Source organism: Chitinilyticum aquatile DSM 21506 (assembly GCF_000430805.1).
GTDB classification, from domain to species: Bacteria; Pseudomonadota; Gammaproteobacteria; order Burkholderiales; family Chitinibacteraceae; genus Chitinilyticum; species Chitinilyticum aquatile.
Genome location: NZ_KE387260.1, coordinates 236460 through 260140, shown reverse-complemented (window position 1 = coordinate 260140; position 23681 = coordinate 236460). Strand labels below are relative to the sequence as shown.

Sequence of the window (23681 nt, the reverse complement as noted above, 5' to 3'; positions counted from 1 at the left end):
CGGGGCTGCCTCTGCTACGGGTTTCTCCCATGAGCATTCATACCGAATTTGATAAAGGCTCGCTGATCTGGGTAAAGGGCGAAATCGACAGTGCCCTGCAGCGCACCCGCGAGGCTCTGGCTCAGGCTGCCACCAGTGGCGACACGGCCTCCCTGCGGCATGCCCGCACGCATCTGCACCAGGCGTATGGCGCCCTTGAACTGGTCGAACTGACCGGCCTTGCCCGTTTCTGCGAGGAAGCGGAGCAACTGATCCAGTTCCTCGAGGCTCAGCCTGAAGTTGATGTGCCGGCCGTTCTCGAGCAAGCCTTGCATGAAATGGCTCAGTATCTGGAGCGTATTGCGGCAGGAATGCCGAATGTGCCCCTGGCTTTGCTCCCGACCTTCGTGCAACTGGCTGCGGCGCGTGGCGGAGCTGCAACCGGTGCCGAGCTGTTCCATCCCCAGCTGATGCTCGAACTGCCGGAAGGTTTGCCCAAGCGACCGGTAAGTGAGGCCGAATGGGCCGGTTTCGTGCGTCAGCGCCGGGCTCTATTCGAGAGCGGTTTGCTGCGTCTGCTGAAGGGCCAGCCCCGTGTCGCTCCCCTGATGGCGGGCGCCCTGGCTGATCTGGCCAAGGCGCAAACATCGGCGGTCCCCCGTGCTTTCTGGTGGACGGCGACCGCGTTGCTGGACGCGCTGGAAAACAGCAGAAACATTGCTGCGATTGACCTGCCGCCACGGCAGTTGCTGCTGCGCTTGAATCTGCAACTTCGCCGTCTGGCTGACGGCTCAAACCGTGTTGCCGAACGGCTTTTCCGCGACATGCTGTATGTGCTGGCGCATCTGGAGACCGATAGCACACTGGCCCGTCGTCTTGTGGCCGCTTTCGAGCTTGCCAGCCTGTTGCCGGGCGCGGATAGCGACATGTCCGAGGCCGCACAGCTGGCTTTGCGTGATGCACGCCGCCTGCGGGAAGAGCTGGCTCACCTGAAGGATGGCTGGTCCAGGCTGGCCGCAGGCCAGCGCGAGCGTCTGCCGGCGCTGACCCAGCAGATGTCGGATATTTCCGGCCGTGTTGCTGGCTTGGGCGTTGCCGAGCTTGACCGCCTCTGTTCCGGCATGGCCGAATCCCTGGCGCAGGTTGGTGACGGTCTGACCGAGGCCTTTGCGCTGGAATTCGCGACCGGCCTGCTGCTGGCCGATCATGCGCTGGCCGCCTTCCCGCAACAGGCCGAAGATTTCGAACTTCAGGTGGATACCTTGCTGGGCCGTCTGGTCAATCCGGGACATGCTGGCGATGTGCCGCATCTGGATGCCATCAGCCAGGCCGCCCAGGAACGATTGCTGCTGGCGCAACTGGCGCATGAAATGCGCACGAACCTGCATGATCTGGAAGAAGTGCTGGATGCATTCTTCCGCAGTCCCGAGCAGACCGAGGACCTGCACAAGGCCGAACCCATGCTGCGGCAGGTGCAGGGGGCACTACTGATGCTGGAGCGCCCGCTCGCGGTGAGCCTGCTGGAAGAATGCCGTCTGCGTATCAATGACTATGCGCATGGCAGACTGCCGAGCGAGCAAGGCGAGCTGGAGCAGTTGGCGGAAGCCTTGTCCGCGCTGGGATTTTTTGTGGACGACCTCGAGCAAAGCCGCGATCAGGAGGCACTGCTGCAGCCTTTGCTTGCCAAGCTCAAGGGGCAGAATGATGTCGCCGCGCCGGCTACCGATGAGCTGGCCACCGCGCTGGAACAGGAGCAGGTTCCCGAGCATCTGATGCCTGCCGGCGCAGTGCCGGCGGCGCCAGCGGTCCCCGTTGCCGAGCCTGAGGTTCCGGCACCAGCTCGTCCATTGCCGGTCTCCGAAGTGGCGGTCGATGCCGAGCTTCTGGAGGTCTATCTGGAAGAAGCCGTCGAGGTGCTGGCCACCATCGACAGCCATCTTGAGCAATGTCGTGCCGCTCCGCATGACCGTGAAGCGCTGACCGTCATCCGCCGTGGCTACCATACCCTCAAGGGCAGCGGGCGCATGGTTGGTCTCAATCAGCTGGGTGAAGTGGCCTGGGTGATCGAGCAGGTTCTCAACAAATGGCTGCAGGCCGAGCGTCCGGCATCGCGCGGCCTGTTCGAACTGATTGCCATGTCCCATGCCGCGTTTGGCGAATGGGTGGCGCAGCTGCAGGCGTCGGGCGTGGCAGCAGTCGAAGCCAGCGCGATTGACGAAAAAGCCGAGCAGGTCAGACGCAGCCTTGAGGCTCCCGCCGAATCGGACGAAATCGACGAAGTCGCGCCCGAGCCTGCCGAGCTGAGCGTCAGCATTGCTGATGAGCTGCATATTGGCAACGTGACCGTATCTAGTACGCTGTTTGACATATTCCGTGATGAAGCAGCCGGCCGCCTGGCTACGCTGCAGCATGGCGTCTCGGTTCTGGCCGAGCGCGGTATTGTCGAAGAGGATTTCGTCCTTTCCGCGCACACGCTGGGTGGCATCGTTTCGACTACCGGATTCCGCGCCCAGGGCGAACTCGCGTATGCCCTTGAGCATGCGCTGCAGCAACTGGGGCGCGAGGCCGCTGATCATGTGCCGGTCTTTGTCGATGCCGTTGCCCTGCTGAGTGGCATGCTGGATGACATTTTCGCACTGCGCGAACCGCAGGGGGCGCCGCAATGGGTCGCCCGCCTTGAAGCGATGCGCCCCCGCGAAGAGGAAGCTGCTGCAGAGACCATCGAGCTCGATATTCCTGTCCTGCTCGAAGAAGAGCAGCCAGCCCTTCCGGAGGAAGTTGTGACCGCTCAGGTCGAGCTCGCCGTTGCCGCGCCAGCCGCAATCGAACTGACGGCAACCGCTGACGATTCCGCAGTGGAGCTGCTCGCACCAGCCATCCCGCAGGAAGATGAGCCGCCCCAGCAGGCTGCTCCCGAAGAACTCTTCGCTGAACCGCTGGATCTGGTACTGGATCTGGGGGATGACATCGCCACCCATGCCGCTCCAGAGCTTGAACTGCCCGATCTCGAGGCCCTGCCATCTCTGGATCTTGATGATCTGGTTACGCTGGATATTCCTGCCGATTCCGGGGTGACGCTCGATCTGGCCGATGAGGCGCTGTTGCAGGGTATTGAGTTGCAACCCTTGCAGGAATTGGGCTCTAGCGATATCCATGAAAGTGTATTGCCAGACTTGCCGCTGATGAGCGACCTGCAGGACGAGTTGACGCTGACTGTTGCGGAAGACTTGCCCGAGTTGCTTACCGGGCAGGACACTGTTGCCGAAGCCGAAGCCGAAGCCGAATTGCCGATGCCGGGCATGTTCGAGCCGGCCGATGAGCAGATCAGCGTGGCTAGCCACGTTGCGCAGGAAGCGGATTCCGTTAGCCCCGAGCAACTGCTTGCCGGCTTGCCGGATGTCGAATATGCGGTTGTCGCTGGTGCGGCGGTGCCCGAATTGCTGGCGCAGGACGCGCCGCGGCATGACGTTCATGTCGAAATCGATCCGGCGCTGGCTGATGATATCGACGATCAGCTCCTGCCGATTTTCATCGAAGAAGCCGACGAACTGCTGCCGCAGCTGTCTCGCCAGTTGCGCGAGCTGGCCAGCGATGACGCCGATGCGGTCGAGCTCTTCAAGGGAATGAAGCGCACGCTGCACACGATCAAGGGCAGCGCGCGGATGTCGGGTGCCATGCGCATGGGCGAAGTCGCCCACCACATGGAATCCCGCATCATCGACGCTGGCTCTGCCATCAGCCCGACACTTCTGGCGGGGCTGGATGCCGAATACGATCTGATGCAATCGCTGTACGATGAGCTGAGTGGTCGTTCCGACAGCGCGCCTGCCGCTGCTGCGGAACAGGCTGGTTCTGCCGCCGTCGCCGCACCGGAGATCACCGCAGCGCCAGCCCGCGATGTACCGCGCCAGCTGCTTGCCGCCGCCGAAACCGACAGCAAGACGTCGATCCGCGTGAAGTCCGAGCTGGTTGACCAGCTGGTCAACCAGGCTGGTGAAGTTGCGATTTCGCGTTCGCGTATCGAAGCAGAAATGCTGGCGCTGAAAGCCTCGCTGATGGATCTGACCGAAAACGTCTCGCGTCTGCGCAATCAGCTGCGCGAGCTGGAAATCCAGGCCGAATCGCAGATGCAGGCGCGTAACCGCGAGCTGCAGGACACCGACAGCGATTTCGATCCGCTGGAGTTCGACCGTTTCACCCGCCTGCAGGAAATCACCCGTTTCATGGCCGAAAGCGTGAACGACGTGGCGACCGTGCAGCACAACCTGTTGAAGAACCTGGATGAATCCAGTGCCGCGCTGCTTGCGCAGTCGCGCATGACCAAGGAGCTGCAGCAGAGCCTGATGCGCGTGCGCATGGTGCCCTTCGGCAGTGTCTCCGACCGTCTGTACCGCCTGACGCGCCAGGCCGGCAAGGAAACCGGCAAGAAGGTCAACTTGGAGCTGAAAGGCGCCCGTGTCGACATTGACCGCGGCGTGCTGGAAAAAATGATTCCGCCCTTCGAGCACATGCTCCGCAACGCAGTCGATCACGGACTGGAAGCGCCCGAGGCGCGGCTGGCGGCCGGCAAGCCCGAGTTCGGTGAAATCCAGATCGAAGTGCGCCAGGAAGGTAACGAACTGGTACTGCAACTCAGAGATGATGGCCAGGGCCTGAATCTGGAGCGCATCCGCGCCAAGGCGATCGAGAAGGGGCTGATCACGGCTGATCAGCAGTTGTCGCAGCAGGATCTCTGCCAGCTGATTTTCGAGCCGGGCTTCTCGACGGCCAGCCAGGTGACGCAGCTGTCCGGCCGCGGCATCGGCATGGACGTGGTGAAGAACGAAATTTCCAACCTCGGCGGCAAGGTCGATGTGAGTACCGAGGCTGGTGCGGGCTCGACCTTCACCATCCATCTGCCGCTGACGCTGGCCGTGACGCAGGTCCTGCTGGTGAAAGCCGGCGAGCGCCTGATCGCCATTCCGTCGGTGATGGTCGAGCAGGTACAGGAAGTGAAGCAGGAAGCACTGCAGCGCCTGTACGACACCCGCGAGCAGGAATGGCTGGGTCACCGTTACCGCTTTGCCTATCTGCCGCGCCTCCTGGGCGACAGCACGACACTACCGGACCAGAAGCGTTACAACACAGTATTGTTGCTGCGCTCCGGCTCTGACCGCATCGCGCTGCATCTGGATGAACTGGTGAAGAACCAGGAAGTCGTGGTGAAGCCGATCGGCCCGCAGCTGGCACGTGTGCCGGGTGTGGTTGGCGCGACGGTACTGGGTACTGGCGAGATCGTGCTGATCATGAACCCGCTGGTGCTGCAGGCCATGGCAACGCAGCTCAGCCATGCCGCCAGCCAGCAGCAGGTACACGTGCAGGAAGGTGGCAAGGCAGTGGCGAGCGCCGCCGAGCAGCTTACCGTGGCACCGGTGGTGATGGTGGTGGACGATTCGCTGACGGTACGCAAGATCACCAGTCGTCTGCTGGCCCGAGAAGGTTATCAGGTCGTCACCGCCAAGGATGGCGTCGATGCCCTGCAGCAGCTGCATGATGTGAAGCCGGCGGTGATGCTGGTGGATATCGAAATGCCGCGCATGGATGGCTTCGAACTGACGCGGAATATCCGCGCCGATGAGGGCACCCGCGCGATTCCGATCATCATGATTACCTCGCGTACCGCCGACAAGCACAAGAACTATGCTTTCGAGCTGGGAGTAAATGTTTTCCTCGGCAAGCCGTATCAGGAAGACGAGCTGCTGGGGCACATCCGGCACTTTGCCGGCCAGTAAGCCGGAACATGGTGCTCAAACAAACAGGCCCGCGCAAGCGGGCCTGTTTGTTTTTCAATCGGAAGGCTGTGCTGCTTCTGCAGTGGAAAGCCCGGCATGTCACGGCTGCATGAAACCGGCCGGGAACACAGGTGAAGGCTGATTTCTGGTGGGTATCTGCCTGTACCCCTTTCAATCTGATGGCTTTGGGCTTATAGGGTGTTAGGTAAGTCCAGCTCTTCCTGCGCCGCCAGTTCGGCCAGCAGACGGCTGCGTTCCTTGCGGGCAATGTCCTGCCAGTGCCGCCCGCTCAGCGCGCCCTCCAGTGCCCAGAGCAGGTTGAGGCTGACCGCACTGCCGGCATGGCGGCGTATCTGTCGCCAGGCGCTGACGGCGCCCAGTTTTTCCAGTGCCGCACGGTCGCGGATGCCGGCATTTTCGAGCAGGGCTTGCGATTTCGGCCCGAGGCCGGGCAGGCTGGCCAGGCTTGTCACTGCGGTGACTGCGGCAGATCGGGCAGGCCGTAGGCGCTCAGAATGTAATCAAAACGATCCGGGTCGAGCGGCTCGGGAGCCCATGGCTGCAGCTGCAGCAGGCGGGGGGCGTCCAGCAGGTAGGCCAGTTTCATTTCGGGGTCGGGCTGGTCCTGCTCGTTGCAGAATAGCGCGTAGAGCAGTGCGGTCGGAATGTCGTCGGCGAGTGGCAGCGTGCCCAGCGGCGCGCCATCCATGCCTTTTTCCCAGACTTCAAGGATGCGCTTGAGTTGCATCGGGAATCTCCCCAATCGGTCAGGCCGCGATTATAGGCTCTGTTGAGGTTTGATTGGTTTTTACGCCGCCCCGGCGACCAGCAGGAGCAGCAATCCGCTTTCCACCAGTTCGATGCCGGCACCGAGGCAGTCGCCGGTGACGCCGCCGAGGCGACGCTGCAGCCAGAAACGGTAAGCGAGGCACAGCAGCGGTGCCAGCAGCAACAGTGGTGCGAGCCAGGCGCTCAGCGCGGCGAGAATGATCAGGTTCAGCCAGGGCGCGAGGCGCGAGCGCTGCCAGCCGAATTGCTCTGCCATGCCGCTGGCCAGTGGCGGCAAACCCTGCCAGAGATACACCCCCCAGCGTGCCCATGCCGGAACAAGTAATAGCAATGGATATAAGGCAATACATTGCTGGTTTCTGGCGAGCAGCATCAGCAGAACCAGCTTGGCACCGCACTGCCCGATCAGCGTCAGCACACCGAAGCTGCCAAGGTGCGGGTCTTTCAGTACCGCCAGAAAGCGTTGCGGGTCGCGATGTGATGCGCCCAGCCCATCGGCCATGTCGGCGAGACCATCGAGATGCAGGCCGCCGGTGAGCGCCATCCAGCCGAGCAGGCCCAGCAGCGCGGCCAGCCAGGGGTCGACGAGTTGCCCGGCACTGACCAGTGCGCCCAGCAGGGCTCCCAGCAGCAGGCCGACCAGCGGAAACCAGCTCACCGAGCGTGCCAGCAGGGCTGGCTCGAAATCACGCACCGCCGGGGTCGGCAAGCGCGTGAGAAACTGCACGGCGAGAATGGCAGGGCGCAGGTCGGGCATGCCGGATCAGTCCGCTGCGGCCGGCTGGGTGTTGTCGAGCCCCAGCAGGAGCGGCGGCCAGCCGGCTTCGCTGTCATCGTCCCACCACAGGCTGACGACGCCTGCTGGCGCCAGCCAGAACTGGCTGTGGCGGGTGGCAGGCAGGCCGAAGGCGTGCAGCAGCAGCACCTTGATCGTGCCCTGATGGGCAAACAGCAGGCGATGTTCGGCATCCGGCGTTTGCGCCAGCCACTGCCGGAAGGCCGCCAGCGTGCGTGCGCTGAAGGTATCCCAGTCTTCACCCTCGGGCAGTGGGTTCTGTTGTGGGTCACGCTGCCAGGCATCCCAGGCCTGCTGTTCGCTTTCCAGCCAGTCTGCCTTCGGCTTGCCGTCGAGCGTACCGAGATGCTGTTCGGAAAAGCCGCGATCCAGGTGCAGCGACAAGTTGAGGCTGGCGGCTGCGTCCAGGGCGAAGTCGGCGCAACGGGCCAGTGTCGATGAGGCCATGGCATCAATCGGCTGCGCGCTCAGCGCCTGCCAGCGGGCCAGCAGCTGCTCGCGGCCCTGTGCTGAAAGCGCGGCATTGGTCTGGCCGAAAACCGCAGCCTGGCTGCCCTGGGCGGTGCCGTGACGAACGAGGGTGAGCCGGAAGGCCGCCATCAGATGTGATCCACGCCGGCCTGGGCGAAGGTCGCCATGTCGCGATGCAGCGCCAGCGCGGTTTGCAGCAGCGGAATCGCCAGCGCGGCGCCGCTGCCTTCGCCAAGCCGCAGGCCAAGGTCGAAGAGCGGCGTGAGGCCGAGTTCAGCCAGTGCCCGGCGATGGCCGAGTTCCTGTGAGGCATGGCTCGCCAGCAGCCAGTCGCCAACCGAGCTGTCGCAGCGCACTGCGACGAGTGCGGCGGCCGTGCTGATGAAGCCATCCAGTACGACCGGAATGCCCAGCGCCGCGGCTTCGGTATAAAAACCGGCCAGTGCGGCGATTTCCAGCCCGCCTACCTGCGCCAGCCAGTCCTGCGGGGTCGTGGCGCCGGCAGCGCGCGCGCGTGCCAGCGCTTCGCGGACGACCGCAATCTTGTGCTCGCGCGCGGCGGCATCGATGCCGGTGCCGCTGCCGACAATGTCCGCCGGGTCGGTATCGGTGAGCGCGCAGATCAGTGCTGCGGCCGCCGTGGTGTTGCCGATGCCCATTTCGCCGCCGATCAGCAGATTCTTGCTGCGTTCCTGCGCCTGGCGTGCAACCTGTACGCCGATCTGCCAGGCCTTGCTGCAATCCTCGCTGCTCATGGCCGCTTCGATGCGCAGATTGCCGCTGCCGGCGCGCACCGGCAGGCGGAAATAGCGCATGCCGGGGCTGAGTTCGCCGCTAGGCAGCGGGTAGGGCGTAGCGACGCCCACGTCAATGACGACGAGTCCGGCCTGATGTTCGCGCGCAATCACATTGATCGCGGCCCCGCCGGCGATGAAATTGAGCACCATCTGGCTGGTGACACTGGGCGGATACGCCGATACCCCCTCGGCAGCCACACCGTGGTCGGCGGCGAAGATGACGATGGCCGGCTTGAGGCGGCCCGGCGTGCTGTTGCCTAGGCGTTCGGCAAACCAGATAGCCAGCTCTTCCAGCCGGCCAAGGCTGCCGGCAGGTTTGGTCAGCTGGCTCTGGCGCGCGCGCGCGGCGTCGGCGCTTTTCAGGTCAAGGAAATGCATGCGGTAGCCCCGGGTTCTGTACTGGCGCGACCTTACGCGCTCGGGCCGGATTGGGCAAGCAGGGGCGTGCACTGCAGCAATGGTGGTATTAACGCACGAGTGTATTGCTCGCTGGCCTTCGCAGGACAAGGGCTGTGGCTAGATACCCCGGATGCAGCTATGCCCGCTCTGCAGGGTTTTGCGGTAGCTGGCGGCAAAGGTCATTACCTTCTCCATCTGCAGATCGGTGACATCCAGCCCCGGAATGTTTGGCACACCATGCAGGATCAGCGGCGGCTGCAGCACCATGCCGGTGAGGTGGGCGGTGGCTTCGAGCGGGCGCAGCAGCTCCGCCATCGTGAAGCGGTTGTAGCCCGTCGCCGCGTAGGCGCTGGCCGGCGCGCCACTGCTGATGACGAGCTGCAGCGGCTTGTTGCGCAGGCGCTGCCCCTTGCTGCCGTACGCCCAGCCGTAGCTCAGCACGTCATCAAGCCAGCGCTTGAGCATGGGCGGCGTGCTGTAGGAATAGAAGGGGAACTGGAACACCAGCCGGCTGGCGTGTTCGCAGGCGGATTGTTCCGCTTCGACATCGATATCGCCCTGCGGATACATCGCCTCCAGATGGTGGATATGCACGTCGGGCAGGTCGTCGATAGTATCGATCAGTGTGCGGTGCACCCGCGATGTGGCGAGGTGGGGATGCGAAAAAATGACCAGCGTTTTCATGATGGATGCTCCGCAGGGTGCCTGTTTTCATCCTAGCCCACGGCGCTGGCGCGTGCCGTGTCCGGCGAGTTTGCCTTGCGTCAGCCGCAGGTGAAAATCCTGTGCAACTTCGTGCGCAAGCGCATACATTGCTAGTTCCGGACTGGGCAGGGAGCGGGCAATGCGACTGGAGCACGTGGAGGACATGGAAACGCAGGCCGTGGTAAAAGCCATGGTCGAGGCCGAAGGACTGGTCAGCAGCGATCTGGATGAGGACGACGTGGAGCTGATGGTGCTGCGCGACGGCATCAGTGTCGTTGCCTGCGGCGGGCTGGAGATCATGGGGCCGGATGTGCTGCTGCGCTCGCTGGTCGTCCGCGACGGCTGGCGCGGACGCGGAATTGGTGTCATGCTGCTGGCCGCAATGGAAGCCGCAGCGAAGCAGCGCGGAGTCGCTACCGCCTGGCTGCTGACAACCGGCCCCGTGGATTATTTCCGGCGCCGGGGTTACGAGGTGGTCGACCGCCAGAATGTCGTTGCCACCATTGCCGGCTCCCGCCAGTTCAAAAGCCTGTGCCCCGCTTCAGCGTTCTGCATGCGCAAGGCGCTGACTGAAACCACCAACAAGGAATAGATATGAGCATTACCGTCAATGGCACGGCCATTACCGCTGCAATGATCGAAGAAGAAATCGCCCACCATCAGGACGCTGCCGATCCGCGCGATGCGGCCACCCAGAACCTGATCGTGCGCGAACTGCTGCTGCAGCGTGCCAACGAACTGGGTGTGCCCGCCGGTGAAGATGACCAGCGCATCGGCCAGCTGTTCGATCAGGAGCTGAGCATCACTCCGGCCGACGAAGCAGCCTGCCGCGAGTTCTACGATCACAATCCGGAAAGCTTCAAGCGTGGCGAGCAGGTCGAGGCCAGCCACATCCTGTTTACGCCGGAAGAAGGCTTGGCCGGCTCGCTGGTTCGTGCCAAGGCTGAAGGCGTGCTGGAAGAGCTCAAGCTCAATCCGCACCGCTTTGGTGAGCTGGCGCGTGAACATTCCGCCTGCCCGTCCGGCCGCCAGGGCGGCGATCTGGGTGCATTCGGCCGTGGCCAGATGGTGCCGGAGTTCGAACAGGCCGCGTTCAGCCTGGGCGACAACGAGCTGTATGACGGGCTGGTGGAAACCCAGTTCGGCCTGCACATCATCCGTTCGGGCAAGAAATCCACTGGCGAAGCCGTGAGCTTCGATGAAGCCAAGGAACGCATCGGCCAGTTCCTCAACAGCATGGCCTCGCAACGTGCCGTGCACGAGTACATCAGCGGCCTGTTTGCCAAGGCCGACATCCAGGGCTATCAGCCGGCAGCACAGCAGTAAGGCTGCGGTTACGACCGCCAGACAAAGGGAGCCGCGGCTCCTTTTGTTGTTTGTGCCGTTTGTCGGCGGCAGCGGCTTGCCGGCGCAGGCAGGCTGCGCCATAGTTTGGGGATCGCGTGAATATTCACGAAGCAGGACGGGAGCAGGGCATGATGATGGTTGATGCCGTCATCCTCGCAGGCGGTGCGGGGCGACGTATGAACGGGCGGGACAAGGGGCTGGTCGAGCTGTCCGGCCGGCCGCTGGTCGGCTGGGTGATCGAAGCTCTGCAGCAGCAGTCCGTACGCATGGGGCATATCCTCATCTCGGCCAACCGCAACCTGCCCGACTATTCGCGCTTCGGTTATCCGGTACTGCGCGATGTGTATCCCGGTTTTCCGGGGCCGCTGGCCGGCGTGCATGCCGCTGCACTGGCATCGCCTTCCGACGCATTGCTGGTATTGCCGTGCGACGCGCCTTTCCTGCCGGAAAACCTGCTCGCCAGCATGCTGACCGAGCTGGAAAAAGGTGCCAATGCCGTCACCGTGCGCTGCGGCGGAACGATGCAGCCGCATCTGTGCCTGCTGCATCGCAGTGTGCTGCCGCAACTGATCGAGCGCATGGCGCGAGGCGAGTTCGGCCTGGCCGAGTGGCTGTCCGAGCTGAAAGCGGCAACGGTCGAGGTGCCCGCCGGCAGCATTGCTAATATCAACAGTTTTGACGATCTGGCCATGCTGGCTGCGCGGCTGGCAGGGGTTGAAACCATCAGCCTTGCCGGTCAGTCGCTGGGCAGCGTGGCTGCGCAGAAGCACGCCACGCGGGCCAGCGGCGAGTTGCGCATGCAGGCTGATACGCTGCAGCAGTTCGAAAGCGGCAGTCTGTCGGAGTTGCAGGGCATTGCACGTGCTGCTGCCATGCTGGCCGCCAAACGTGCGGCCGATCTGGTGCCGCAGCGCAATCCGCACACCGTGACCGCCGTGAAGGTCGACTTCATGACCGACCGTCTGCGCAATACGCTGCACTGCCATGTGACTGTCGAATGCCGTGAAGGGCAGGCCGAAACCGAGGCCTTGCTGGCAGTGAACCTGGCGCTCGTCACGTTGATGGAAAGCTGCCGCGAGCACGATCGCAGCCTCACCATCGCCGAGGTTCGCCTGCAGGATGCGGCCAGCCCTGCACCGGGTGTTCTGCCGGCCATTCTCTGACCGGCACAGGCCTGTCAGAGCAGGCCCAGCGTTGCCGAGCGCATGATGGCAACGAGTACCACATAAGCCAGCACGGCCAGCGCGGCGATAAAGGCCGCCAGCCGGCCGCGCGGGGTCCGCGCCCGCTTCAGCGCCAGCGTGCCCAGCACGATGTAGGCAATCAGGCCGAGGACCTTGACTGTCAGCCAGCCCTGCGCCAGCGGATACTGCCCGGTCGTCAGCGCCAGTCCGATGGCCGCCGCCAGCAGCAGCGTATCATTGGCATGCGGCAGCCAGCGCAGCACCGGCCAGCGCGATTTCCAGTCGCAGCCGCGCAGTGTGAGCACGCCGCGCGCGATGAAGAGAGTGGCCGTGATGACCACGCAGGTGATATGCAGGTGGCGCAGGGCCAGATAACTGAGCATGATGAACTGACGGTCAGGGGGGAAAGCGGCAGTTTACACTGCCGCCCGACCCGTGGCGGGAAGTCCACGATGCGGGCCGGCGCGCATTGCGTTACCATCCCGCCTTTCCGGTCAAACAGTCCGGCAGAATCAAACCGAACGAGCGAGTAGCAAAATGAGTGAACCACTGCGCCTGTCCAAACGCATGGCCGAACTGGGCCTGTGCAGCCGCCGCGAAGCCGATGAATACATTGCCAAGGGCTGGGTCAAGGTCGATGGCGTGGTGGTGGATGTGCTGGGCAGCAAGGTGCTGCCCGAGCAGCGCATCACGCTCGACCGCCAGGGGCACGCCGCGCAGGCCAACCGCGTCACGGTGCTGATCAACAAGCCGGTGGGCTACGTCTCCGGTCAAGCCGAGGATGGCTACAAGCCAGCGTCAGTGCTGGTGCTGCCGGAAAACCACTGGGTGGATGATCCGTCCGGCATCCGCTTCTCGCCCGGCCACTTGCGCGGGCTGGCACCGGCCGGGCGGCTGGATATCGATTCGGTGGGGCTGCTGGTGCTCACGCAGGACGGCCGCATCGCCAAGCAGCTGATCGGCGAAAACTCGGTGATCGAGAAGGAATACCTGGTTCGCGTCGAGGGCACGCTCTCCGCGCCCGATCTGCGCCTGCTGAACTATGGTCTGTCGCTCGATGGCGAGAAGCTCAAGCCCGCGCGCGTCGAATGGCAAAACGAAGACCAGCTGCGCTTTGTGCTCACCGAGGGCAAGAAGCGCCAGATCCGCCGCATGTGCGAGCTGGTCGGCCTGAAGGTTACCGGCCTCAAGCGTGTGCGCATCGGCAAGATCATGCTCGGCAATATCCCCACCGGGCAATACCGCTACCTCGGCCCGACCGAACGTTTCGATTGATGATGTTGCCATGGGTATATGGCTATAGCCCTTTCTAAATAATGGCTGTGTTCATATACCCTTCGATCAAAAATGACTTTCCTCGAAAATCGCATGCCCGCCCATCCTGGCTTCGCGGCGCAGCCGAAAAGGGATTCCCGGCATGGCCCGCGCTGATCTGCTCCTCGTTGAACTCGGCCTCGCCGCCTCGCGCACGGCTGCGCAGACGATGATCGCTGCCGGACGCGTCAGCGTGGATGGCAAGGCAGTGACGAAGGCCAGCCAGAACCTGAATGCGGCAGCCGACATCACGATTGCACCCGACGAGCTGGACCGCTACGTGTCGCGTGGCGGCCTGAAGCTCGCCGGTGCGCTGCAGCAGGCGGCGCTGAATGTGGCCGGCATGCAGGCGCTCGATGTCGGCATTTCGACTGGGGGTTTTTCAGATTGCCTGCTGCAGGAAGGCGCGCGCAAGGTGATCGGCATCGAGGTCGGCCACGGCCAGCTGCATCCGCGCCTGCTGGCCGATCCCCGTATCACGCAATTCGAAGGCGTCAATGCGCGCCATCTGGCGCCGGAGCTGATTACCGGTGCGCAAGATGGACCGCTCGATCTGGTGGTTGGTGACGTGTCCTTCATTTCGCTGACGCTGGTGCTGCCGGCCTTGCGCAGCGTGCTGCCTGAAGGTGGCTTGCTGCTGTTCCTGGTCAAGCCGCAGTTTGAAGTCGGGCCCGAAGGGCTGGGCAAGGGCGGCATCGTGCGCGATGAGGCACTGTATCCGCAGGTCGCCGCCAAGGTCTGCGCCGCAGCGACAGTCGCCGGATATTCCGTGCTCGATTACTTCGAAAGCCCGATCCAGGGTGGCGACGGCAACCGCGAATTTTTCATCTACGCCCGCGCGGTGTGACTGCTGCTACGGCCGGATTTCATTTTTCTTGGGTATGTGGCTTTGCCCTTTTTAAATTAAAGGCTGCGGCGAATTACATTGCCAGGTATTGCGCTTATTGCCCCAGTGTCTGCGCCGTCACTACCGTATCCTGTCCGCGATCATCAAAGCGGAAAACACGGTTGGTCTGCGCGTCGAAGCCGGTGATGGTTTCGTACTGCCGCGTGTCGAATTTGCGCCAGCTGCGACCCTGATCGGCCGAGTAGTAATACGCTGTCGCCGAAATGCTGGCTTCGCGCCCGCTCGGCAGGATGCTGCCCGGCCTGTGCCGGGCGTACACCTCGATCAGCAGCACGCCTTTGCCGGCGCGCAGACTCGTAATGCTGCTACTTCCCGGGAAGGGGGCGAACAGATTGGGCGCGTCACCGCGCTTATCCCAGCGCTGCTGTACAGGGTCGAATTGCCAGATTTCATCCGGTTGCTTGCCCGGGCCGGATTTGACGGCGAAGATCTGGCCGTCGCTGCCTTGCCGAATGGTTTCGAAGGCCATTGGCGCGCTGATTACGGCCGGTGCAGCCTGCCAGGCTTGTCCCTTGCGGTTCAGGGTGACAAGCCGGGTGAAGGCGGTGTGCTGATCGCCGAGTTGGTCACCGGTTTGCGTGGTCAGTTCCACGCTTTGCCACAGCAGGATCTGGTCGGGTGATAGCGGGGTGAGGGTGAGTTCATTTTTTTTGAAGACCACCTCACCGTGCGGGCGCAGCGGGGCAATGTATTGCTCGGAGATTGGCAGTGATGCGCTATTGAGCAGGTATTGCCATGTGCTGCCCTGATCGGCGGAGTACGCCAGCAACTGAGTCGGTGTCTCCCCATCTGCGAGAGGCGCAGGCGTTACGCGATCATCCTCATAGAGCGCCCAGCGCTCATTCGCGGAAGGGAAGATCAGCCGGTAATCATGCGGATATTTGTCTGCAACCGGACTGAGTTTTTGCTTCTCCAGTTGCCAGCTTTGCCCATGATCGCTGCTGCGGGCATTGGCCTGCTGGCGATCGCCGGGTTCGCCGGGCAGCTGCAGTGTCGTGCGCAGCCAGAGGGTGCGCCCGTCGTGGCTGACGTCCGCACAGGGCGTATCCGGCAGAATGGCGCTGTAGCGCACGCTCCCTTTCGTGTCGGCTGTCAGCACGATGGTGCCGTTCTGCTTGCCCAGCATGCTGCTGAACGCACCCGGTTCGGGCTGCTCGCCAATCAGCGTCAGGAAATCCAGCGCTGGCGGCTTGGCATTCAGCGCCTCTTTATTCTGGTAATCGCTACCCTCGGTGAAGAACCAGAGCCCCTGCGTTGTCTGCAGCACGCCATCACACAGGCTGGTAGCCGGGGTCTGGTAGCCGGGCAATACGGCCAAGGTGGTGCTGGCAGGGCTATCCCCTCCCAGCGCCAGTTTGGCGCTTAGCAGCACCCAGGCATACAGCGCAAACGGCGAGATCAGTGCCGCGATGCCGGCGACCATAAGTAGCTTGCGGGTAGAAACTTTGCAGGTGGAAAGCGATGCTGGCAGAGGCATTGGGAGTGTGCTGTCTGAATGCGGAATGGAGGCGCAGCATGCATTTATCATGTTGCGCAGTCAATGACAGGTCAGCTTCCTGAATGAATTTGGCGGAATTTTGTGAGGCAGTTCGCAAAAAAACCCGGCTGGCTGGCCGGGTTTTCAGAGTCGCGATACGGGATTACTTCAGCAACTGGCTGACGTCCTTGGCCTCCCAGTGCGGGAAGTGTTTGCGCACCAGGGCGTTCAGCTCGACTTCAAAGGCGCGCAGGCGGCTGAGTTCGTCCAGATCGCTGGCGTTCGCGCTGCTGGTGGCGGCTTCGATGACCATGCCGGCGCCAGCGGTGGCATTGCTGAGACGGTCGATGATGATGAAGCTGCCGGTGCCGCGACACTCGGTGTAGGGGTCGAACACCACCGGGGCGTTGACTTCGATGGTGACGCGGGCGATTTCGTTCAGCTTCAGCTCGGCAGCCGGGGCGTGCTCGAGGGTATTCACGTCAATGCGATGCTGGATCTGGGCTACACGGCCATACACTTGCTTGCCGGCCAGCTTGAATGCGTACTCCTTGCCGACGGTCAGCGTGCTGTCGTTCATCCAGACCACGTGCGCGGCAAAGGCCTGACTGACTTGCGGCTGGGCATCCTGCGCACGCACGATCATGTCGCCGCGGCTGATGTCGATTTCGTCTTCCAGCGTCAGCGTGATGGCCTGACCGGAAAAGGCGGCCTGCAGGTTGCCGTCGAAGGTAACGATGTCCTTCACTTTCGAGCGACGCCCGGACGGCAGTGCGACGATTTCATCGCCCGGCAGGATGTGGCCGGCGGCGATGGTGCCGCAGAAGCCGCGGAAATCCAGATTCGGGCGGTTGACGTACTGCACCGGCAGGCGGAAGGCATCGAGCTTGGCATCCTTGCTGATCTGCACGGATTCCAGCAGCCCCATCAGCGTGTCGCCCTCGTACCACGGGGTTTGCGTGGATTCGTTCACCACATTGTCGCCGCGCAGCGCGGAAATCGGCACGAAGCGGATGTCGGCAATGTCGAGCTGCTTGGCGAATTCGAGGTATTGCTGCTTGATTTCGTTGAAGCGCGCTTCGCTGAATTCGACCAGATCCATCTTGTTGACCGCGACGAGCACGTGCTTGATGCCCAGCAGCGAAACGATGTAGCTGTGGCGACGAGTCTGCGTCTGCACGCCGTAGCGGGCGTCGATCAGGATGATGGCCAGGTCGCAGGTGGAGGCACCGGTGGCCATGTTGCGGGTGTACTGCTCGTGCCCCGGGCAGTCGGCGATGATGAATTTGCGCTTCTCAGTCGAGAAGTAGCGGTAGGCCACGTCGATGGTGATGCCCTGTTCGCGCTCGGCCTGCAGGCCGTCCACCAGCAATGCCAGATCGATTTCCTGGTCGGTGGTGTTGTACTTCTGGCTGTCTTTCTGGATCGCGGCCAGATGGTCTTCGAAGATCAGCTTGGAATCATGCAGCAGGCGGCCGATCAGCGTGGACTTGCCGTCATCGACGTTGCCGCAGGTGATGAAGCGCAGCAGATCCTTGTTTTCGTGCTGTTTCAGGTACGCCAGGATGTCGCTGGCGATCAGGTCGGATTGGTGGGACATAGTGGGTCTCGCGTAGGGTGGGTGCGTAACCCACCGGGCAATCAATAATGGCGTCGCTGCGGTGGGTTACGGTCTGCGACCTAACCCACCCTACATCTCTCAATTTCTGTGGTGAAGGTGTTTAGAAATAACCTTCCATCTTTTTCTTTTCCATCGACCCTGCGCTGTCATGGTCGATGGCGCGGCCCTGGCGTTCGCTGGTGGTGGTCAGCAGCATTTCCTGGATGATTTCCGGCAGGGTCTGCGCTTTGGACTGCACGGCACCGGTCAGCGGGTAGCAGCCCAGCGTACGGAAGCGCACCCATTCCTTGCGGCGGGTCGCGAGCTGTTCCGGGGTCAGGTAAGCGAGGCAGCGCTCATCGTCGATCATGATGGTGGTGCCGTTGTAGTCCACGACATCGCGCTCGGCCGAGTAGTACAGCGGCACGATTTCGATGTTTTCCAGATAGATGTATTGCCAGATATCCAGCTCGGTCCAGTTGGAAATCGGGAAGACGCGGATGGATTCACCCTTGTCGATGCGGCTGTTGTAGATGTTCCAGAGTTCCGGTCGCTGGTTTTTCGGATCCCAGCGGTGATTCTTGTCGCGGAAGGAGTACACGCGCTCCTTGGCGCGGCTCTTTTCCTCGTCGCGGCGGGCGCCACCGAACGCGGCGTCGAAGCCGTACTTGTTCAGTGCCTGCTTCAGGCCTTCGGTCTTCATCACGTCGGTGTGCTTGGCGCTACCAGCGGTGAAGGGGTTGATGCCGGCCGCAACACCTTCCTCGTTCACGTGGGTGATCAGCTTCCAGCCTTCGGCTTTCTGCTTGTCACGCAGCTTGTACATGTCCTGGAATTTCCAGGTGGTGTCGACGTGCATCAGCGGGAAGGGCGGAATGCCGGGAGCAAAGGCCTTCCTGGCCAGATGCAGCATCACGGCGGAATCCTTGCCGATGGAATAGAGCATCACCGGGTTTTCGAACTCGGCGGCAACTTCACGGATGATGTGGATGGACTCGGCTTCCAGCTGCTTGAGGTGAGTCAGTCTCGCTTCACTGATGGTATTCATGGGGCGTGCTTCGGCTCGGATTGTCGTTATAACGTGGGCGCAGGCTGCGCCAGCAAGAATGTACCGGAATAAGTTATATTTTAAAAATAACCAGTCGTGCTAAGCATATAGATCAAGCGGCAATAAAAAAGCCGATGGTTTCCCATCAGCTTTTTTTGCTATCCGCCCGATCAGACCGCTGACCAGGCCTTGCCCAGCGGGTTGAAGGTCGGCTTCTGGCCGCCCCACAGCTGTTCCAGATCGTAGTAATCGCGGACTGCCGGCAGCATCACGTGCACGACCAGTTCACCGGCATCGACCAGCACCCATTCACCAGATTCTTCACCTTCGGTTGAAATGATCTCGTAGCCCTTGGCTTTCAGCTCGACGGCCACATTATTGGCCAGCGCGCGTACCTGGCGGTTGGAGTCGCCGGTGGCGACGATCATGCATTCGAACAGCTCGGAGAGCTTGGTGGTATCCAGGGCCAGAATATCCTTGCCCTTGATGTCTTCCAGGGCCGCCACGGCAACGTCGCGCATGGCGAGGGTGATTTCATTCATGTTCAATCCTTGTAAAGGCCACTGGCCGAGGTACCGAGATAAAGGCCACTGGCCGTAATGGCTGCGGCAACAGGGGTCAGCGCGCTGACGTCTTCGCCCCGGGCCAGTCGCTGGCGCAGTTCCGTGCTGGAGACGGAAAGCAGCGGAGCAGGCAAAACGCTGATTTTACCGTGACTTAAGCCATCTGGCGAAGCAATTACCAGTCTTTTCTGCAATTCACGGGCGATGGGCGGCGGTAGTGCATCCAGATCACTGCCCGGGCGGCATGCCACTACCAGATGGCCAAGATCCAGCAACGCTTGCCAGCGATGCCATTGCGGCAGATTTGCCAGCGAATCCGCTCCGATCAGCCATACCAGCAGATGGTCCGGCAACTCCTGCTGCAATTCCTGCAGCGTGTCGAAGGTATAGCAGTAGCCATTCCGCCTGACTTCGCGCTCGTCAAGGCTCAGTCCGGGCCGGCCGGCTATCGCCAGCCGCACCCAGTCGGCGCGTTGCAGCGGCGAAACCGGTGGCGGTGGACGATGGGGGGGTAATCCAGTGGGTATAAGCCGGACACCTTCGAGTTTGAAGGTGTCCATGAAGATACCGGCCAGTGTAATGTGACCATAATGAATGGGGTCGAAGGTGCCGCCGAAAATGCCGATTGCCTGCATGTTCAAACCGTTTTGCCAGGAAAAGGCCCGCTGCTAATAGGCCTGCTATCCGCAGCTTAATGGGGCGCTCGCGGTTTGCCCAGCGGGATGAACGCTTCTTTGTCGGGGAGTCCAATGACCCGTTTTCGTGTTTCTGTATTCATAGACGACCGGCGACTCAGTCATACAGCAAACGCCCCGGCAGCCAGTTGCTGGCGAGGGCATTGCCCTGTTGTTCGATTTCTGCGCTGACCGGGTGCTCAATCAGGTAACGAATGGCCCTGGCATTGCCGCTTTGCCGCGCGAGAGCCAGCCATGCATAGCCACCAACCTGATCAAGCGGGCGACCTTCGCCCCTGCTGAGAAGTACACCGAGCAGGAACTGTGCCTCGCCATGCCCCTGACGGGCCGCCTGTGCGTAATATTGTTCGGCGCGACGGATGTCCACATCTACGCCGCGTCCACGCTGATACATCCAGCCAAGCCCGGTGAGCGCATAGGCGTCATTATCCCTGGCCGCCACCTCAAGCAGTTCGCGGGCGCGCTCCGGGTTTTGCGGAACGCCGTAGTTTCCGGTCATGAATGCCCAGCCAAGCAATCCCGCGGCATTGCTGTTGCCCTGCTGGATGGCTTTTTCCAGCCAGAGCATGCCGCGCTCCCGGTCCGGTGCGATGCCGTGCCCGGTCAGAAAAACACGCCCCAGACGGGATGCCGCGAATGGATCGCCTTTTTTTGCCGCTGTTTCCAGCAAGGTGATTGCTCTTGGCATGTCTTCCTTGCAGGGGCCGTCCTTGAGCAGATATAGCCCCAGATTGGACTCGGCGACGAGCAATTTCTGTGCTGCCGCTTTTTCCAGTAGTGCGCAGCCCTGTTCGGTGTCGAGTGGTGTGCCATCGCCGTTGACCATCATGACAGCGAGCGCATTCTGGGCATGGGGGTTGCCCTGCGCGGCCGAGCGCTTGTACCACATTACCGCCTTCTGCGGGTGGCGCTCGGTTCCTTCGCCAGTGTCATAAAACCAGCCGGTTCGTGCCTGATCGTCGGCAGCGCCACCCCCGGCCGCTGCTTCCTGCCAGCGCAGGGCCTGCTTCATGTCTTTGGCAACGCCCCGGCCATCTTCATACCGATAGGCCAGTTCACGCTGGGCATCGTGATTGCCTTGCTCGGCCTGCTTGAGCAGCTCGGGCAGAGGAAGCGTCTTTGGATGCATTGGTGCATCGGCCCCCGGGACAATCTGTCTCAGGATAGCGCCGTCCCTGACTGTGAACAGGCAGGCAAGAATCACAACGATGATGAGATAAATGGCGATGCGGATTTTCATGCCGTAAACCTTACTTTTTTCTGCTGTGATTTGTCAAAAAAAGCAGGGTAACGTAAGGTTTGGAGCCGGGCAGGGGGGGCGCTGTTTGACAATACCTGTGTACCTATTGATCGATAGCCCTTCTGAAACAAGCACTGTGAGTTCATACACTTCGGGCGAAAAAAAGCCACCGGCATGCCGGTGGCTGTGTCATGCTTAGTGAGCTCAGGCGCGGATTTCGCCGTCGCCCAGCACGATCCATTTTTCCGAGGTCAGCCCTTCGAGCCCAACCGGGCCGCGGGCGTGGATCTTGTCGGTGGAAATGCCGATTTCCGCGCCCAGGCCATATTCAAAGCCGTCGGCAAAGCGCGTCGAGGCATTGACCATCACCGAGGCTGAATCCACTTCGCGCAGGAACTGGCGCGCCTTGCTGTAGTTCTCAGTAATGATGGCATCGGTGTGATGGCTGCCCCACTGGTTGATGTGCGCAATGGCCTCGTCCAGATCGGCGACGACCTTCACCGCCAGAATCGGTGCCAGGTATTCGGTTGCCCAGTCTTCATCCGTTGCGGCGACAATGCCCGGCAGAATCGCACGGGTCTTGTCGCAGCCGCGCAGCTCTACCGCTTTAGTGGCGTAGACTTTCGCCAGCTCCGGCAGGATCAGCTCGGCGACGTTGTCGTTCACCAGCAGCGTTTCCATGGTGTTGCAGGTGCCGTAGCGATGCGTCTTGGCGTTGTCGGAGATGCGGATGGCTTTCTCCGGATCGGCTTCGTCATCGATGTACACGTGACAGATGCCGTCGAGGTGCTTGATCACCGGTACGCGTGCATCGCGGCTGATGCGTTCGATCAGGCCCTTGCCGCCGCGCGGCACGATGACGTCGACAAATTCGCTCATGGTGATCAGTTCGCCCACCGCGGCGCGGTCGGGCGTTTCGATGATCTGCACGGCGGCTTCCGGCAAGCCGGCGCGGCTCAGGCCTTCCTTCACGCAGGCGGCAATGGCCTGGTTGCAGTGGAAGGCTTCACGGCCGCCGCGCAGGATGGTGGCGTTGCCGGACTTGATGCACAGGCCGGCGGCGTCGGCCGTCACATTCGGGCGGGCTTCGTAGATGATGCCGATCACGCCCAGTGGTACGCGCATCTTGCCGACCTGGATGCCGGACGGACGGTATTTGAAATCGCCCATATTGCCGATCGGATCGGGCAGGGCCACCATCTCGCGCAGCCCCTGCGCCATGGTGGCGATGGTTTTTTCCGTCAGTTGCAGGCGATCCAGCATGGCTGGCTCGAGCCCGTCGGCGCGGGCCTGCTCCATATCCTGCTGGTTGGCGGCGAGCAGCCTGGCGGCATCTCGTTCGATGGCGTCGGCGATGGCATTCAGTGCGGCATTCTTGGCACCGGTCGAGGCGCGGGCCATGGCGCGGCTGGCGGCGCGGGCCTGACGCCCGACGGTCTGCATGTAGGCTTGGATATCCATGACGGTGATTCCGGGCAATCAATCAGAATCGGTCATTGTAATCCGAACTGCGGCAGATCATGTGCCGCGAACACACAGTGTCACAGAAACGGTCGGCGGCCTTGCTGCCTTCAGCTTTTCCCGCTCAGTTCGGCGCGGGCGGCAGCTGCAGGATGCTGACGGCGACATTGTCGGCGATGCCGCGGTTGAACCAGTCCGGGGCCGAGCTTTGCACCGCGATCAGGCGCGGGCCGGCCGGCGTGTCGGCAAACAGTGGCGAGCCGGAGTCGCCCGATAGCGTATCGCACTGGTGATAGAAGGTATTGTTGCTGCGCAGCTCGGTAATCAGGCAGCCGCGATGCGTGGTCAGCCGGTCGTCATGATCCTCGGCGTAACCAGCCTGGCTGGCACGATAGTTCGTGGCCCCCAGGGTTTTTTTCAGGGTATCAAGGTTTTTATCGAGGATGGGTAAGGGCTGTGGGGCAATACCCTCGATTTTTTCAAGCCGGAGCCATGCGATGTCATAGGCGGCGGCCGCCGGGTCAATGTAGACATCATCGCCCTTGTAGCGCAGGCCCTTGCGGAATCGCGGATGGAAAGTCTGGCCGATCACCGCGTATTTCGCGCCGAAAGCACCGGCGTGATATGCCGTATAGAACCACTTGCCGGGGTCGATCCGGCGAGGTTCCATCAGAAAACAGTGCGCAGCGGTCACCGCCAGCGTGTCGCTGACCAGCGTTGCCGTGCAGGTGCTGCCGGCCGCCGTTTCCAGGCGGCCAATCGCCGCATAGGGCGCAGGGTAGGGTTGCTGGACGAAGCTGCGGTCATCCTTGCCAAAAAACAGTGCCAGCCGCTGGCGCTGGATTTCGCGCTCTGCCGGGCTTGGTTCCCGACCTTCGGGCGTGGCCGGCGTGGCGGCGGGCGCACTGGCCATTTTCGGCTGAATGGCATGCGGTGTACGACAGAGGATCAGGCCGTAGAACAAAGCCGCGGTGGCAAGTGGCGGAATGAGGTAGGGAAGGCGTCGCAGCATGGCAATCCTTGAAACGCAAAAACGGGACCGAAGTCCCGTTTTTGATCATACAACTTTCAGAGCAGGCGCTGATTACTTGGCAGCGGAAGCTACGGAAGCAGCGGAAGCCTTCTTGGCTTGAGCCTT

At 62.2% G+C, this 23681-nt stretch carries 21 protein-coding genes; 6 read left to right on the top strand and 15 right to left on the bottom strand.

Annotation, left to right across the window (positions count from 1 at the left end; all coding sequences use genetic code 11):
• Window positions 1–29 precede the first annotated feature (29 nt).
• The gene (locus tag H559_RS20940; protein ID WP_051279700.1) at window positions 30–5750 is read left to right on the top strand and encodes a hybrid sensor histidine kinase/response regulator; all 5721 of its coding nucleotides are present in this window, start codon (window positions 30–32) and stop codon (window positions 5748–5750) included.
• Window positions 5751–5941: 191 nt separating this feature from the next.
• Here the strand turns inward: H559_RS20940 and H559_RS20935 are convergent, their stop codons facing one another.
• From H559_RS20935 to H559_RS0116665, 6 genes are all read right to left on the bottom strand, one after another.
• Entirely contained in the window at window positions 5942–6223 is a 282-nt protein-coding gene (locus tag H559_RS20935; protein WP_051279698.1) for a TfoX/Sxy family protein, read from the bottom strand.
• A complete protein-coding gene (locus H559_RS0116685) occupies window positions 6220–6498 on the bottom strand; it encodes a hypothetical protein (protein WP_028453612.1) in 279 nt (92 codons plus the stop codon). The genes H559_RS20935 and H559_RS0116685 overlap by 4 nt, the downstream gene beginning before the upstream one ends.
• A gap of 60 nt (window positions 6499–6558) precedes the next feature.
• A complete protein-coding gene (cobS, locus tag H559_RS0116680; protein ID WP_245579393.1) occupies window positions 6559–7296 on the bottom strand; it encodes an adenosylcobinamide-GDP ribazoletransferase in 738 nt (245 codons plus the stop codon).
• Window positions 7297–7302: 6 nt separating this feature from the next.
• On the bottom strand, window positions 7303–7935 hold the full coding sequence (locus H559_RS0116675; RefSeq protein WP_028453610.1) for a histidine phosphatase family protein: 633 nt from the start codon (window positions 7933–7935) through the stop codon (window positions 7303–7305).
• On the bottom strand, window positions 7935–8981 hold the full coding sequence (gene cobT / locus H559_RS0116670; RefSeq protein WP_028453609.1) for a nicotinate-nucleotide--dimethylbenzimidazole phosphoribosyltransferase: 1047 nt from the start codon (window positions 8979–8981) through the stop codon (window positions 7935–7937). The genes H559_RS0116675 and cobT overlap by 1 nt, the downstream gene beginning before the upstream one ends.
• Window positions 8982–9119: 138 nt before the next feature.
• Window positions 9120–9686 (bottom strand): NAD(P)H-dependent oxidoreductase, encoded by a 567-nt coding sequence (locus H559_RS0116665; protein WP_028453608.1) that lies wholly within the window; start codon window positions 9684–9686, stop codon window positions 9120–9122.
• Window positions 9687–9846: 160 nt separating this feature from the next.
• Between H559_RS0116665 and arsN2 the strand changes: the two genes are divergently transcribed.
• The 3 genes from arsN2 (at window position 9847) to mobA (ending at window position 12217) form a co-directional block, all read left to right on the top strand.
• Complete coding sequence (gene arsN2 / locus H559_RS0116655) at window positions 9847–10299, top strand: arsenic resistance N-acetyltransferase ArsN2 (RefSeq protein WP_034641849.1); 453 nt, start codon at window positions 9847–9849, stop codon at window positions 10297–10299.
• A 2-nt stretch (window positions 10300–10301) separates the two neighbouring features.
• Window positions 10302–11033, top strand: coding sequence for a peptidylprolyl isomerase (locus tag H559_RS0116650; RefSeq protein WP_028453606.1), 732 nt, complete (start codon window positions 10302–10304; stop codon window positions 11031–11033).
• 149 nt (window positions 11034–11182) lie between these two features.
• Entirely contained in the window at window positions 11183–12217 is a 1035-nt protein-coding gene (gene mobA / locus H559_RS21985) for a molybdenum cofactor guanylyltransferase MobA (RefSeq protein WP_051279696.1), read from the top strand.
• 14 nt (window positions 12218–12231) lie between these two features.
• On the opposite strand, the gene H559_RS0116640 is transcribed toward mobA, so the two are convergent.
• Complete coding sequence (locus H559_RS0116640; RefSeq protein ID WP_034641847.1) at window positions 12232–12621, bottom strand: SirB2 family protein; 390 nt, start codon at window positions 12619–12621, stop codon at window positions 12232–12234.
• A gap of 154 nt (window positions 12622–12775) precedes the next feature.
• Between H559_RS0116640 and H559_RS0116635 the strand changes: the two genes are divergently transcribed.
• Both H559_RS0116635 and H559_RS0116630 read left to right on the top strand, forming a co-directional pair.
• Window positions 12776–13513 (top strand): pseudouridine synthase, encoded by a 738-nt coding sequence (locus tag H559_RS0116635; protein WP_028453604.1) that lies wholly within the window; start codon window positions 12776–12778, stop codon window positions 13511–13513.
• A gap of 142 nt (window positions 13514–13655) precedes the next feature.
• The gene (locus H559_RS0116630; RefSeq protein WP_028453603.1) at window positions 13656–14399 is read left to right on the top strand and encodes a TlyA family RNA methyltransferase; all 744 of its coding nucleotides are present in this window, start codon (window positions 13656–13658) and stop codon (window positions 14397–14399) included.
• A gap of 94 nt (window positions 14400–14493) precedes the next feature.
• Here H559_RS0116630 and H559_RS0116625 read toward each other — a convergent pair whose 3' ends face one another.
• From H559_RS0116625 to H559_RS0116590, 8 genes are all read right to left on the bottom strand, one after another.
• Window positions 14494–15882, bottom strand: coding sequence for a hypothetical protein (locus H559_RS0116625; protein ID WP_028453602.1), 1389 nt, complete (start codon window positions 15880–15882; stop codon window positions 14494–14496).
• A gap of 217 nt (window positions 15883–16099) precedes the next feature.
• Window positions 16100–17536 (bottom strand): sulfate adenylyltransferase subunit CysN, encoded by a 1437-nt coding sequence (gene cysN, locus H559_RS0116620; protein WP_028453601.1) that lies wholly within the window; start codon window positions 17534–17536, stop codon window positions 16100–16102.
• A gap of 121 nt (window positions 17537–17657) precedes the next feature.
• Complete coding sequence (gene cysD, locus H559_RS0116615; RefSeq protein ID WP_034641845.1) at window positions 17658–18584, bottom strand: sulfate adenylyltransferase subunit CysD; 927 nt, start codon at window positions 18582–18584, stop codon at window positions 17658–17660.
• Between the two features lie 170 nt (window positions 18585–18754).
• Window positions 18755–19126: a ribosome silencing factor gene (gene rsfS / locus H559_RS0116610; RefSeq protein ID WP_028453599.1), complete on the bottom strand. Its 372-nt coding sequence runs from the start codon at window positions 19124–19126 to the stop codon at window positions 18755–18757.
• 2 nt (window positions 19127–19128) lie between these two features.
• A complete protein-coding gene (nadD, locus tag H559_RS20925; RefSeq protein ID WP_034641842.1) occupies window positions 19129–19782 on the bottom strand; it encodes a nicotinate-nucleotide adenylyltransferase in 654 nt (217 codons plus the stop codon).
• A 157-nt stretch (window positions 19783–19939) separates the two neighbouring features.
• Window positions 19940–21082, bottom strand: a complete 1143-nt coding sequence (locus H559_RS0116600; RefSeq protein WP_028453598.1) for an SEL1-like repeat protein — start codon at window positions 21080–21082, stop codon at window positions 19940–19942.
• Window positions 21083–21286: 204 nt separating this feature from the next.
• On the bottom strand, window positions 21287–22543 hold the full coding sequence (locus H559_RS0116595; protein ID WP_028453597.1) for a glutamate-5-semialdehyde dehydrogenase: 1257 nt from the start codon (window positions 22541–22543) through the stop codon (window positions 21287–21289).
• Window positions 22544–22667: 124 nt separating this feature from the next.
• Window positions 22668–23555, bottom strand: a complete 888-nt coding sequence (locus tag H559_RS0116590; RefSeq protein ID WP_051279695.1) for a trypsin-like serine peptidase — start codon at window positions 23553–23555, stop codon at window positions 22668–22670.
• Window positions 23556–23681 lie beyond the last annotated feature (126 nt).

Excerpts from the sequence above, each read along its gene's own strand:
- H559_RS0116665 (WP_028453608.1), bottom strand. The coding sequence starts at position 9,686 with ATGAAAACGCTGGTCATTTTTTCGCATCCCCACCTCGCCACATCGCGG.
- rsfS (WP_028453599.1), bottom strand. The coding sequence starts at position 19,126 with ATGAATGAAATCACCCTCGCCATGCGCGACGTTGCCGTGGCGGCCCTG.
- H559_RS0116600 (WP_028453598.1), bottom strand. The coding sequence starts at position 21,082 with ATGAAAATCCGCATCGCCATTTATCTCATCATCGTTGTGATTCTTGCC.
- cobT (WP_028453609.1), bottom strand. The coding sequence starts at position 8,981 with ATGCATTTCCTTGACCTGAAAAGCGCCGACGCCGCGCGCGCGCGCCAG.
- cysD (WP_034641845.1), bottom strand. The coding sequence starts at position 18,584 with ATGAATACCATCAGTGAAGCGAGACTGACTCACCTCAAGCAGCTGGAA.
- H559_RS0116625 (WP_028453602.1), bottom strand. The coding sequence starts at position 15,882 with ATGGTCGCCGGCATCGCGGCACTGATCTCGCCGTTTGCGCTGTATGCC.
- H559_RS20940 (WP_051279700.1), top strand. The coding sequence starts at position 30 with ATGAGCATTCATACCGAATTTGATAAAGGCTCGCTGATCTGGGTAAAG.
- H559_RS0116590 (WP_051279695.1), bottom strand. The coding sequence starts at position 23,555 with ATGCTGCGACGCCTTCCCTACCTCATTCCGCCACTTGCCACCGCGGCT.
- H559_RS0116675 (WP_028453610.1), bottom strand. The coding sequence starts at position 7,935 with ATGGCGGCCTTCCGGCTCACCCTCGTTCGTCACGGCACCGCCCAGGGC.
- H559_RS0116595 (WP_028453597.1), bottom strand. The coding sequence starts at position 22,543 with ATGGATATCCAAGCCTACATGCAGACCGTCGGGCGTCAGGCCCGCGCC.
- H559_RS0116650 (WP_028453606.1), top strand. The coding sequence starts at position 10,302 with ATGAGCATTACCGTCAATGGCACGGCCATTACCGCTGCAATGATCGAA.
- H559_RS0116630 (WP_028453603.1), top strand. The coding sequence starts at position 13,656 with ATGGCCCGCGCTGATCTGCTCCTCGTTGAACTCGGCCTCGCCGCCTCG.
- arsN2 (WP_034641849.1), top strand. The coding sequence starts at position 9,847 with ATGCGACTGGAGCACGTGGAGGACATGGAAACGCAGGCCGTGGTAAAA.
- cobS (WP_245579393.1), bottom strand. The coding sequence starts at position 7,296 with ATGCCCGACCTGCGCCCTGCCATTCTCGCCGTGCAGTTTCTCACGCGC.
- mobA (WP_051279696.1), top strand. The coding sequence starts at position 11,183 with ATGATGATGGTTGATGCCGTCATCCTCGCAGGCGGTGCGGGGCGACGT.
- nadD (WP_034641842.1), bottom strand. The coding sequence starts at position 19,782 with ATGCAGGCAATCGGCATTTTCGGCGGCACCTTCGACCCCATTCATTAT.
- cysN (WP_028453601.1), bottom strand. The coding sequence starts at position 17,536 with ATGTCCCACCAATCCGACCTGATCGCCAGCGACATCCTGGCGTACCTG.
- H559_RS0116685 (WP_028453612.1), bottom strand. The coding sequence starts at position 6,498 with ATGCAACTCAAGCGCATCCTTGAAGTCTGGGAAAAAGGCATGGATGGC.
- H559_RS0116640 (WP_034641847.1), bottom strand. The coding sequence starts at position 12,621 with ATGCTCAGTTATCTGGCCCTGCGCCACCTGCATATCACCTGCGTGGTC.
- H559_RS0116635 (WP_028453604.1), top strand. The coding sequence starts at position 12,776 with ATGAGTGAACCACTGCGCCTGTCCAAACGCATGGCCGAACTGGGCCTG.